The following is a 12564-nucleotide window of genomic DNA, read 5'->3' on the forward strand; positions in this document are numbered from 1 at the left end:
CTTTCGACAAATGATTATTTAACAGGTTTAACCGTGTTGCGAACCATAACCAAGCTACCTTTAGCGCCTGGGATACCACCTTTAACCAATAAAAGGTTACGTTCAGCATCAACTTTCACAACGGATAAGCGTTGTACGGTAACTCTGTAACCACCCATTTGTCCAGGGAGTTTTTTACCTTTGTATACCTTACCGCCGCCACCGGAGATCATAGGACCGATGGAACCAGGTTCACGGTGAGATTTAGAACCATGAGTTTCAGGACCACGGGAGAAGTTATGGCGTTTAATTGTGCCAGCAAAACCCTTACCTTTACCTGTACCCACTACGTCCACCAATTCACCTTCTGCGAAGATATCAGCTGCCAGAGTTTGGCCTACTGTGTAGTCAGCTGCATTAGCTACGCGAACTTCGCGAAGATATTTCACTGGAGCTACGCCAGCTTTGTCGAACTGACCTTTTACAGGTTTTGTTAAATGTTTTTCTTTAATGGAACCATAACCAATTTGTACTGCTTCGTAGCCGTCTGTTTCTACAGTCTTTACGCGCACTACAACGCTTGGGGTAGTTTCCACTACTGTTACAGGAACTAATTGGCCTTCAGCTGTGAAGACTTGTGTCATTCCTAATTTTTTACCCAAAATAGCTTTAGACATTATCGCACCTCCTTATAGTTTTATTTCAATAGATACACCAGCTGGTAAATCTAAACGAGTGATAGCATCTACTGTTTTCGAATTTGGTTCAAGAATATCGATTAAGCGTTTATGTGTACGCATTTCGAATTGTTCACGAGAATCTTTATTTACGTGTACAGAACGAAGAATTGTGAAGATATTCTTTTCTGTTGGCAATGGAATCGGACCAGATACCATTGCGCCATTTCTTTTTGCAGTGTCTACGATCTTAGCAGCGCTTTGATCGAGAGCTTTGTGGTCGTATGCCTTAAGGCGAATACGGATTTTTTGCTGTTTAGCCATTATTAATAATTCCTCCTGTCGTCCATTTCGTGAATGGGCTGCTCCATAGAAATTCTCCTCCGCAGAGGCAACCTTCTACTTCATAGTTTAAAAACACAACACGAGAGCGGCATTATCTGCCGCTCTGAGTGCTGCATATATTGTGCTCAACGCATTTATTCTACGATGAGCATAAAAGATTAAATTAACCTTCGATTACTGTTACTACGCCAGCGCCTACTGTATGGCCACCTTCGCGGATCGCAAAACGAAGACCTTCTTCAATAGCGATTGGAGTAATCAATTCGATTTCCATTGTTACGTTATCGCCAGGCATACACATTTCTACACCTTCAGGAAGGTTTACAACACCTGTTACGTCTGTTGTACGGAAGTAGAATTGTGGACGGTAGTTGGAGAAGAATGGAGTATGACGGCCACCTTCTTCTTTAGTCAATACGTATACTTCTGCTTTGAATTTTGTGTGTGGGTTGATGGAGCCTGGTTTAGCCAATACTTGACCACGTTCGATGTCTTTACGATCAACACCACGAAGCAATGCACCTACGTTGTCACCTGCTACTGCAGAATCCAACACTTTACGGAACATTTCAAGACCTGTTACTACATATTGTTCAGCTTTTTCTTTCAAGCCTACTACTTCAACAGTATCACCAACGTTTACTTGACCACGTTCAACACGGCCAGTTGCTACTGTACCACGACCAGTGATTGTGAAAACGTCTTCCACAGGCATCAAGAATGGTTTATCAGTGTCACGAACTGGTGTTGGGATGTAGGAGTCTACAGCGTCCATCAATTCGTCAATTTTAGCTACATATTGAGCGTCGCCTTCCAAAGCTTTCAACGCGGAACCTACAACGATAGGTACTTCGTCGCCAGGGAATTCGTAGGAAGAAAGAAGTTCACGAACTTCCATTTCTACCAATTCGATCAATTCTTCATCGTCAACCATGTCAGCTTTGTTCAAGAATACTACGATTGCAGGAACACCAACTTGGCGAGCCAACAAGATGTGTTCGCGAGTTTGAGGCATAGGGCCGTCAGCTGCGGATACAACCAAGATAGCGCCGTCCATTTGAGCCGCACCAGTAATCATGTTTTTAACATAGTCAGCATGGCCTGGGCAGTCAACGTGTGCATAGTGACGGTTAGCAGTTTCATACTCAACGTGTGCAGTGTTGATTGTGATACCGCGTTCACGTTCTTCTGGAGCTTTATCAATCATGCTGTAATCTTGGAAGTCAGCTTGACCTTTTTCAGCCAATACTTTAGTGATTGCAGCAGTCAAAGTAGTTTTACCATGGTCAACGTGACCGATTGTACCGATGTTAACATGCGGTTTCGTACGTTCAAATTTTTCTTTTGCCATTTTAAATTATCCTCCGAGGAAAATAGTAATTCTATTAATCTAATGTAAGATTAACCGTTTTTCTTTGCTTGAATTTCTTCAGCAATTTTCTTAGGAACTTCTTCATAATGATCGAATGTCATGGAGTAGTTACCGCGACCTTGGGTTTTGGAACGAAGATCTGTTGCGTAACCAAACATTTCGCTCAATGGAACATATGCTTTGATATGTTGGGAACCATTGCGAGCTTCCATGCCGTCCATGCGACCACGACGGGAGTTCAAGTCACCGATAACGTCGCCCATGTATTCTTCAGGAACGTCTACTTCTACAGCCATGTATGGTTCAAGCAATGCAGGATCTGCTTTGCGAGCACCTTCTTTAAAGCCCATAGAGCCAGCAATTTTGAAGGCCATTTCGTTGGAGTCAACGTCATGGTAAGAGCCGTCAAATACGATAACTTTAACATCAACCATAGGGTACCCAGCAATAACACCAGATTCCATAGCTTCTTTAACACCGTTTTCTACAGGTCCGATGTATTCACGAGGAATTGCGCCACCTACAACCTTGTTTTCAAACTCGAAGCCAGCACCTGGTTCTTGAGGAATCAATTCCAACCAGCAGTGACCATATTGACCACGACCACCAGATTGACGCACGAATTTACCTTCAGCCTTAACAGCTTTACGGATAGTTTCGCGGTATGCTACTTGAGGCTTACCTACGTTACAATCTACTTTAAATTCACGGTTCATACGGTCAACGATGATATCCAAGTGAAGTTCGCCCATACCGGAAATAATAGTTTGACCTGTTTCTTCATCAGTACGAACTTTGAAAGTAGGATCTTCTTCTGCCAAACGAGCAAGAGCTGTACCCATTTTTTCTTGGTCAGCTTTTGTTTTAGGTTCAACAGCAACGGAAATAACTGGTTCAGGGAATTCCATGGACTCAAGGATTACAGGAGATTTTTCATCACACAATGTGTCCCCTGTAGTAGTATCCTTTAAGCCAACCGCCGCAGCGATGTCACCAGAATATACGCGTTCGATTTCTTTACGGGAGTTAGCGTGCATTTGAAGAATACGACCGATACGTTCTTTTTTACCTTTAGTGGAGTTGAAAACGTAGGAGCCGGATTCCAATGTACCGGAGTACACACGGAAGAACGCTAATTTACCAACATAAGGATCCGCCATGATTTTGAATGCCAATGCGGAGAATGGCTCTTCATCGGAAGAAGGACGAGTTGTTTCTTCTTCAGTACCAGGAACAACCCCTTTAATAGGTGGGATGTCGATTGGAGCTGGCATATAATCGATTACAGCATCCAACAGCATTTGTACACCTTTGTTTTTGTAGGAAGAACCGCAAAGAACCGGGAACAATTGATTAGCAATAACGGCTTTACGCATTGCTGCTTTCAATTCTTCTATGGAGATTTCTTCGCCTTCCAAATATTTCATCATGATATCGTCATCAGTTTCAGCGATAGCATCGATCATCATTTCGCGACGAGCTTCTGCTACTTCTTGATATTCAGCAGGGATATCAGTGATTTCATATTCTTTACCGTCATCGGATTTGTAAATCTCCGCTTTCATAGTCATCAAGTCAATGATGCCTTCAAAAGTATCTTCAGCACCGATTGGTACTTGGATAGCTACGGAATTTGCACCCAAACGAGTTTTCATCATGTCAACTACGTTGAAGAAGTCAGCACCTACAGTATCCATCTTATTTACATAAGCGATACGAGGTACGCCGTAGTTAGAAGCCTGACGCCATACTGTTTCGGATTGAGGTTCAACGCCACCTTTAGCACTGAACACCGCAACAGAACCGTCAAGTACACGTAGAGAACGTTCTACTTCTACAGTAAAGTCAACGTGACCAGGAGTATCGATGATGTTGATACGATGTTCTTTCCATTGACAAGTTGTTGCAGCAGAAGTGATTGTGATACCACGTTCTTGTTCTTGCTCCATCCAGTCCATCGTAGCAGCGCCTTCATGTACTTCGCCGATCTTGTGAACGATACCTGTATAGTAGAGGATACGTTCTGTAGTTGTTGTTTTACCAGCATCGATGTGAGCCATGATACCGATATTACGAGTTTTTGCTAAGGAAAACTCTCTTGCCACAGTTGTCACCTCTTATTACCAACGATAATGAGCAAATGCTTTATTAGCTTCTGCCATTTTATGAGTATCTTCTTTTTTCTTGATTGCAGCGCCTGCATTGTTGAAAGCGTCCATCAATTCGCCTGCCAAACGTTCTTTCATAGTGCGTTCACCACGAAGACGAGCGTAAGTTACAACCCAACGAATACCGAGGGTTTGACGGCGATCAGCACGAACTTCAACTGGCACTTGGTAGTTCGCACCACCGATACGGCGAGCGCGCACTTCAAGTACAGGCATAACATTTTTCAATGCTTGATCAAAAACTTCCATTGGGTCTTGACCCATTTTGGAACGAATAATTTCGAATGCATCATATACGATAGTTTCAGCAATGCCTTTTTTACCATCGTACATAACTTTGTTAATGAAACGTGTTACTAATTTGCTGTTGTACACCGGATCTGGAAGTACATCACGTTTCGGAACAGGGCCTTTTCTTGGCATGTTCAATTCCTCCTTTATAATGATGTGTGTTAATTTCGTTTAATGGCTAAAATTATTTTTTAGCTTTTTTCGCGCCGTATTTGGAACGACTTTGCATACGATTTTGTACGCCAGCTGTATCCAATGCACCACGAACGATGTGATAACGCACACCTGGAAGGTCTTTTACACGACCGCCTCTGATAAGTACAACACTGTGTTCTTGTAAATTGTGACCAATGCCTGGAATGTAAGCAGTTACTTCAATAGCGTTTGTCAAACGTACACGGGCAACTTTACGAAGCGCGGAGTTTGGTTTCTTTGGAGTAGCTGTGTACACACGAGTACATACACCACGTTTTTGTGGAGATTCTTGAAGCGCAGGAGCTGTAGATTTTTTAGTCAAGCTCATGCGGCCTTTGCGTACTAGCTGATTAATTGTTGGCATTTGGGCACCTCCTTTCCAAATTTGAGATTTATAATTGATCCGTCATAACAAAGTGTTACATCGGATATTACCGAGATTAACGTAGGATGCCTACAGCTGTGGCCCGCACCTTGATGCGACACGCACGTCCGAGATCATCCATGGTGTGCTCGTCATTCACAAGTATCCCCTGTTCTTCACAAGCAATCCGTAAAGGCTGTACCACACGTTCATCACTATCACAACCGAGGAACACGTACTTCACAGCACCTTTAGCAATTTGTTTCAACGTTTGCTTGGCACCGATTGTTTTGTTCACCGACTTCAGATGGGCAATGTCCATTGTACTAATTCTCCTTACGAAATTATGCCCATTAGGCATACCTCGCCTAAAGCACTATGTAAGTATATCAATTACAGCAGGCCATGTCAAACAATTTCCAATGTCATACACCGCTCTACATCTGCATTTTATATGTACACTCATCCGTGTGTTTCACGCAATCTTAAATTATAAATGAAGAGCGTTTTTTTATTCATATATCATTATTTTTATGTATAAATAATCATTCTATACATTTGCTATTATTTTTTCTTTTACCAATTATGCAAAATTAATATAAACACCATTTTATTATGATATAAATTAATATAGAACAAATATTTGTATTTATAAGTTACTAAAGAAAGGAGATTATATGATTAAACTCATCAAACGTTATTCAAATTTTAATCCCCCTGTAATTATAGGTAGCTTGTCTATCGTCTTAGGACTGAGCTTATGTGCCCTTCTGATTCCGCAAATATCTCAAACGATTCTCCAAAGGGTTCGTGATATTATATTTGAAGATTTCAGCTGGTTTTATGTTTTATCCATAAGTCTCTTCTTTATCTTCAATATCTTTCTTGCACTTAGTTCGCTAGGTGACATTAAACTGGGTAGCGATGATGAAGAAGCGGAATTCTCTTATACCGCATGGCTCGCCATGTTATTTGCGGCGGGTACCGGTGTAGGTCTCATGTTCTTCGGAACTGCTGAGCCGCTCTCACATTATCACTCTGCTGTAGGCTTAGTCGATGGTGCACCTAACGCCAAGGAAGCGTTATTCCGCTCCATCTTTCACTGGGGCATCAATGCATGGACGGTATACGGCATTATGGCTTTAGCATTAGCGTATTTCGGTTTTCGCTATAAATTGCCATTATCACTACGTTCATGTTTCTATCCTCTGTGGAAGGATAAGATCAATGGCCCACGAGGGCACATTATCGATATCATCGCACTTTGTGTAACTTTATTAGGTATTGTAACCACCTTAGGATTTGGTGCCGCCCAACTAGGTGCGGGCTTTCTATATATTGACGTCATTTCCGCTAACGACTTTCCCGCACAAACGGTCATCATCATCGTCATTATGTCCATTGCCGTTTTATCTGCTGTTACAGGTATTGATAAAGGCGTTAAGCTGCTCAGTGAAATCAATATATCGGTCGCATTAGTCTTAATGCTCTTTGTACTCTGTACAGGTCCTACATTGCTCCTATTAAATTCAACGGTAGAAAACTTTGGATACTATTTATCACATATCTTAGGACAAAGCTTCTATACATCTATCTATACACCAGAAACCCGACTATGGTTCTTCAGCTGGACCATACTATTCTGGGCTTGGTGGTTATCTTGGGCGCCATTTGTGGGCATGTTCATCGCACGAATCTCAAGAGGTCGCACAATTCGAGAATTCATCTTTGGGGTACTCATTATTCCAACTGTATTTACTATCGTTTGGTTTACTATCTTTGGTAACACTGCAATTTATATCGATGAAACAGTAGCAAACGGTGCACTCGGTGCATTAACCGATAAACCAGAACAACTACTCTTCGCATTTCTTGAATATTTACCATTATCCGGTTTGACTAATCTCCTATCGATTATCGTATTGGCATTATTTTTTATCACATCCGCCGACTCGGGGATTTATGTATTAAATAATATTGCCGCTTATGACAAAGGCACGCCATCACCGAAATGGCAGTGTCCAATGTGGGGCGCCGTAATGGCATTCCTCGCCATCAGCTTGCTCAGCATCGGCGGACTCAACGTACTCCAGTCGGTAACACTCATTCTCGCCTTACCGTTTGCAGCCTTGATGGTTATCATGTGCTACAGCTTATGGCAGGGATTATTGACAGATACGCAATACTTTAACACAAAACTTTCAACCACATCCATCTACTGGGACAGCAAGAACTGGAAGCAAGGTCTTGCCAAAATACTCAATCAAACGCAGTCAGAAGATGTTATCTCCTTTATGAAAACGACAGCACTACCTGCTATGTATCAGCTCAATAAAGAATTGACCGAAGAGTACGGATTAACTACGAGAATTGACAAATATTTCAACAGTAACGACGCCTCCGTAGAGTTAACCATCGAAAAAGAATCAATGCGCAACTTTACCTACGGCATCAAGCTCGTTACGCAAGAGGTATCAGATCATCTCATTGAAGATCCTAACATTCCTCACATTACTGAAAGCACCAACGCAATTCCTATGACATATTTCAGTGACGGGCGCGCCGGATACGATGCGCAGTATATGACACGAGAGGATATCATTACCGATATCATTCGACAGTACGAACGATATCTTACTTTATCGGATGACGTCGGTTATGACATCATGTCTCATGACGCGGAAGAAGCAGCTGAATAGTTTTCATACCACAACCTTAACAAAGTATCATTTTATTTTACAAACTGATACTAACACATATCATGAAGCCCTCAATTTATATAGACCTATAATTATAGAGACATATAATCATAGAGCTCATATACATATATCTCTCAAACCAATAATTCCCCATAACAAAAGGGTGCACCTCGCGGGTGCACCCTTTTTTATTCTGTCGCACAGTATCAATAATGCAACAAGTCTATACAATTATATATAGCCTAACGGCCGCTCCGAAGCAATTAATCTTCAGACATAACCTCTTCCGTAATATCAATGATTTCAGGGGTATTTTTTACAACTTCAATCTTACGGTAACGACTCATGCCTGTACCAGCAGGAATCAACTTACCAATGATTACGTTTTCTTTCAAGCCCAACAATGGATCGATTTTACCCTTGATAGCAGCATCGGTAAGAACACGTGTCGTTTCTTGGAATGATGCAGCGGACAAGAAGGAGTCCGTTGCCAAAGCGGCTTTCGTAATCCCCAATAACGTGCGTTTGCCCGTAGCATTTTCACGACCATTGAGGGTAAGACGACGGTTTTCTTCGTCAAAGGTATTAACATCGACCATATCGCCTGGAAGCATATCCGCATCGCCAGCTGTTTCAATTTTAACTTTATGAAGCATTTGACGAACGATAACTTCGATATGTTTATCGTTAATTTCTACACCTTGGGATTTGTATACTTTTTGTACTTCGTATACGAGGTAACGTTGAGTTGCTTCAGTACCCATTACACGCATGATGTCATGAGGATTGATGGAGCCTTCAGTCAAACGAGCGCCCAAGGATACCACATCACCGTCTTTAACGATAATACGAGAACCATAAGGGATGAGGTAATCGAGTTCAACACCATCTTCACCAGTGATAAAGATAGTATTTGTACCTTTTTTACCTTCATTAGGTACAACGCGAACTATACCTTCGTTTTCTGCGATGATAGCATTACGTTTTGGTTTACGAGCTTCGAACAATTCTTCAACACGTGGCAAACCTTGTGTAATATCGTCACCTGCGACACCACCAGTATGGAACGTACGCATTGTCAACTGAGTACCAGGTTCACCGATGGATTGTGCCGCAATGATACCTACAGCTTCACCAACTTGAACTTGGTTGCCAGTTCCTAGATCACGACCATAACACTTGCGACATACGCCATACGGGCTACGGCAAGTTAATACGGAACGGATTTTTACTGTTTCATAGTGTTTTACAACTTCATCAGCTAACGCCTCTGTGATTTCACTGTTAAGAGGAACGATGACTTCGCCAGTTTCCTTATTAACTAATTCTTCAGCTGCAATACGACCTACGATACGGTCTTTTAATGGCTCGATAACACCAGTGCCTTCAACGATAGCTTCCACTTCAATACCGTGGATTTCATTGTTGCGTACTTGTACTTCTTTTACATCGGAGTTAAGAATCGCTTCGATGCCTTCTTCGGTGAGACGTGTATCAGCTGGGAAAATTTCTACCCCTTCGCTGTCAACGATTGCTTGTACAGTATCCTTATTCAACATATTTTGAACCATAGTTTCTTTCAATGTTGCACGGATGCTATCGTCGCTTTCACCAAGAATAATTTTTTGAACCAAGTTAGTATGATTAATATCGCTATCAGAACCCAAATGTGCACCACGCAATGCAATAGATGTAACACCGGCTTCAGCAATATCAGCCAAGCATTGTTCGTCTAAGATAGTTTCAGCAGGTACAACAAGTTCTCCTGTTTCAGCGTTCACTACATCTTTATCTAGAACACGACCAATGAGCTTATCTTTAAGCAATTCTAATGCTTGACGTGAAGATGTAGCTAACCGAGCACGCTCACGAACGAGATCAATACCTACAACGTCACAATCATCCTCACGAACGATTACGTCTTGAGATACGTCAACAAGACGACGAGTCAAGTAACCAGAGTCAGCTGTACGAAGCGCTGTATCGGCCAAACCTTTACGAGCACCATGAGAGGATGTAAAGTAATCCAATACAGTCAAACCTTCTTTAAAGTTTGCTTTGATTGGTAAGTCGATAATACGACCAGATGGATCAGCCATCAAACCACGCATACCAGCAAGCTGACGAATCTGTTGTTTATTACCACGGGCACCAGAGATAGCCATCATGTAAACAGGGTTGAAGCCATCTTTGTCGCACGCCATGTTATCCATCATCGCATCGGTAACATCTTCTGTTGCCTTTGTCCATAATTGGATAGTTTTACGATAACGTTCTTCTTCTGTAATAAGACCACGACGGTACATACGAGATACTTTTTCTACCTCTTGCTCCGCTGTATCTAACAAACTAGTTTTAACTTCTGGTACTTTAATATCAGCAATAGCTACAGTCATACCTGCACGACGTGCAAAGGAGTAACCCAAGGACTTGATGCGGTCCAAAAGTTCTGCAGTCTTTTCATTACCAAACAATTGGAAACATTGATCAACCAATTTACCAACTGTTTTCTTATCCATGACCTTACCTAATGTGTAAGTGCCATCTTCACGTTTCTCATATTGCCACAATTCTGGGAATAAAGCATTGTTGAAGATCAAGCGACCTGCTGTTGTTTCTACACGGCCATGATCAGGTAAACGGATATAAAGAATATCTTGCAAACCAATGATATGAGACTCATAGGCAAGCATAACTTCATCATAGGTAGCAAATGTTTTGGCTTTATCGCGAGTATCTTCGCGTACAACTGTTAAATAGTATGTACCTAAGATCATATCTTGAGAAGGTACTGCTACCGGCTTGCCGTCCTTAGTGGACAAAATATTATGGCTAGAAAGCATCAATGTACGAGCTTCCGCTTGTGCTTCTACGGACAATGGTAAGTGACACGCCATTTGGTCACCGTCAAAGTCGGCATTGAACGCTGTACATACTAGTGGATGCAATTTGATAGCACGGCCTTCCCAAAGGATTGGTTCGAAGGCTTGAATACCAAGTCTATGCAATGTAGGGGCACGGTTCAAGAGAACTGGATGTTCTTTGATTACCTCTTCTAAGGATTCCCATACGCCAGGGCCGATTCTTTCGACTTGGCGTTTAGCGGCCTTAATATTGGATGCTTGACCACGTTCTACCAAGCGTTTCATAACGAACGGTTTGAACAATTCCAATGCCATTTCTTTTGGTAAACCACATTGGTGCATTTTAAGTTCAGGACCTACTACGATTACGGAACGACCGGAGTAGTCAACACGTTTACCGAGCAAGTTTTGACGGAAACGACCTTGTTTACCTTTAAGCATATCGGATAAAGATTTCAATGGGCGGTTACCAGGACCTGTAACAGGACGACCGCGACGGCCATTATCAATCAATGCATCAACCGCTTCTTGAAGCATGCGTTTTTCGTTGCGCACGATAATATCAGGAGCACCCAAATCCAACAAACGTTTCAAACGATTGTTACGGTTGATAACACGACGGTATAAATCATTGAGGTCAGATGTAGCAAAACGGCCACCATCTAATTGAACCATAGGGCGCAATTCAGGTGGGATTACAGGAACGATATCCATAATCATCCATTCTGGGCGGTTCCCAGATTGACGGAATGCTTCTACTACTTCCAAACGACGAACTGCACGGATTTTACGTTGACCACTAGCAGTGTTCAACTCTTCGCGCAATTCAGCATTCAATGCTTCAAGATCAAGTTCTGATAAGAGAGCTTTTACCGCTTCAGCACCCATGTCGATACATGCGAAGAGGACCTCTTCAGCAGCGCCTAATTCATAGCGTTCTTCACGAGTTAATTCTTCGTATTCCTTATCAGCTTCTGGTATTGTTGCATCATCACGAAGAGCCGCATTATAGCGCTCTTTACGTTGTGCTTCACGAACAATAGCTAAACGTTCATTACGTTGAGCTACTGTTTCGATTACGACGGATTTACCACCGATAGTATAACCGTCTTCATTAAATTGAGCTTCGTATTCGCGGTATTCTTGCTCGGACAACAATTGACGTTTTGTCAATGGTGTACCAGCTGGATCTACTACGATGTAGGAAGCAAAGTATAATACGCGTTCCAAAGAACGTGGTGATATGTCAAGGATAAGACCCATACGGGATGGGATTCCTTTGAAGTACCAAATGTGAGATACAGGAGTAGCCAATTGAATATGGCCCATGCGTTCACGACGTACTTTCGCACGAGTAACCTCTACACCACATTTGTCGCAGACTACGCCTTTATGGCGGATGCGTTTATATTTGCCGCAGTGACATTCCCAGTCCTTTGTTGGTCCAAAAATGCGTTCACAGAATAGACCATCACGTTCTGGCTTCAACGTACGGTAGTTAATTGTTTCAGGTTTCTTAACTTCCCCATGAGACCAGGATAAAATCTGCTCTGGAGAGGCTAAACCGATTCGCATGGAATCGAATTCATTTACGTCTAGCACTACTATCG

At 42.2% G+C, this 12564-nt stretch carries 9 protein-coding genes; 1 reads left to right on the plus strand and 8 read right to left on the minus strand.

All coding sequences use genetic code 11. The features are described 5' to 3' along the window. Positions 1-14 precede the first annotated feature (14 nt). The 7 genes from rplC to RYO55_RS03830 all read right to left on the minus strand — a co-directional run bounded on the left by rplC (position 15) and on the right by RYO55_RS03830 (position 5713). Positions 15-656, minus strand: a complete 642-nt coding sequence (rplC, locus tag RYO55_RS03800; protein ID WP_004695102.1) for a 50S ribosomal protein L3 — start codon at positions 654-656, stop codon at positions 15-17. 12 nt (positions 657-668) lie between these two features. Then, positions 669-980 carry a 30S ribosomal protein S10 gene (gene rpsJ / locus RYO55_RS03805; protein ID WP_004695100.1) on the minus strand — a complete coding sequence of 104 codons (312 nt, stop codon included), beginning with the start codon at positions 978-980 and terminating at the stop codon, positions 669-671. Positions 981-1164: 184 nt separating this feature from the next. Continuing rightward, the gene (gene tuf, locus RYO55_RS03810; RefSeq protein WP_314984226.1) at positions 1165-2352 is read right to left on the minus strand and encodes an elongation factor Tu; all 1188 of its coding nucleotides are present in this window, start codon (positions 2350-2352) and stop codon (positions 1165-1167) included. A 50-nt stretch (positions 2353-2402) separates the two neighbouring features. After that, entirely contained in the window at positions 2403-4478 is a 2076-nt protein-coding gene (gene fusA, locus RYO55_RS03815; protein ID WP_302498768.1) for an elongation factor G, read from the minus strand. Between the two features lie 15 nt (positions 4479-4493). Beyond that, positions 4494-4964, minus strand: a complete 471-nt coding sequence (rpsG, locus tag RYO55_RS03820; RefSeq protein ID WP_095066421.1) for a 30S ribosomal protein S7 — start codon at positions 4962-4964, stop codon at positions 4494-4496. Between the two features lie 52 nt (positions 4965-5016). Further along, positions 5017-5391, minus strand: a complete 375-nt coding sequence (rpsL, locus tag RYO55_RS03825) for a 30S ribosomal protein S12 (protein WP_004693554.1) — start codon at positions 5389-5391, stop codon at positions 5017-5019. 76 nt (positions 5392-5467) lie between these two features. Beyond that, positions 5468-5713 (minus strand): ribosomal L7Ae/L30e/S12e/Gadd45 family protein, encoded by a 246-nt coding sequence (locus RYO55_RS03830; RefSeq protein WP_314984244.1) that lies wholly within the window; start codon positions 5711-5713, stop codon positions 5468-5470. Positions 5714-6068: 355 nt separating this feature from the next. On the opposite strand from RYO55_RS03830, the gene RYO55_RS03835 reads away from it, so the two are divergent. Further along, positions 6069-8090: a BCCT family transporter gene (locus tag RYO55_RS03835; protein WP_314984229.1), complete on the plus strand. Its 2022-nt coding sequence runs from the start codon at positions 6069-6071 to the stop codon at positions 8088-8090. A gap of 263 nt (positions 8091-8353) precedes the next feature. Here RYO55_RS03835 and rpoC read toward each other — a convergent pair whose 3' ends face one another. Beyond that, positions 8354-12556, minus strand: coding sequence for a DNA-directed RNA polymerase subunit beta' (gene rpoC, locus RYO55_RS03840; RefSeq protein WP_314984231.1), 4203 nt, complete (start codon positions 12554-12556; stop codon positions 8354-8356). Between the last annotated feature and the right edge of the window lie 8 nt (positions 12557-12564).

The sequence above is a fragment of the uncultured Veillonella sp. genome (assembly GCF_963551295.1).
GTDB lineage: Bacteria > Bacillota > Negativicutes > Veillonellales > Veillonellaceae > Veillonella.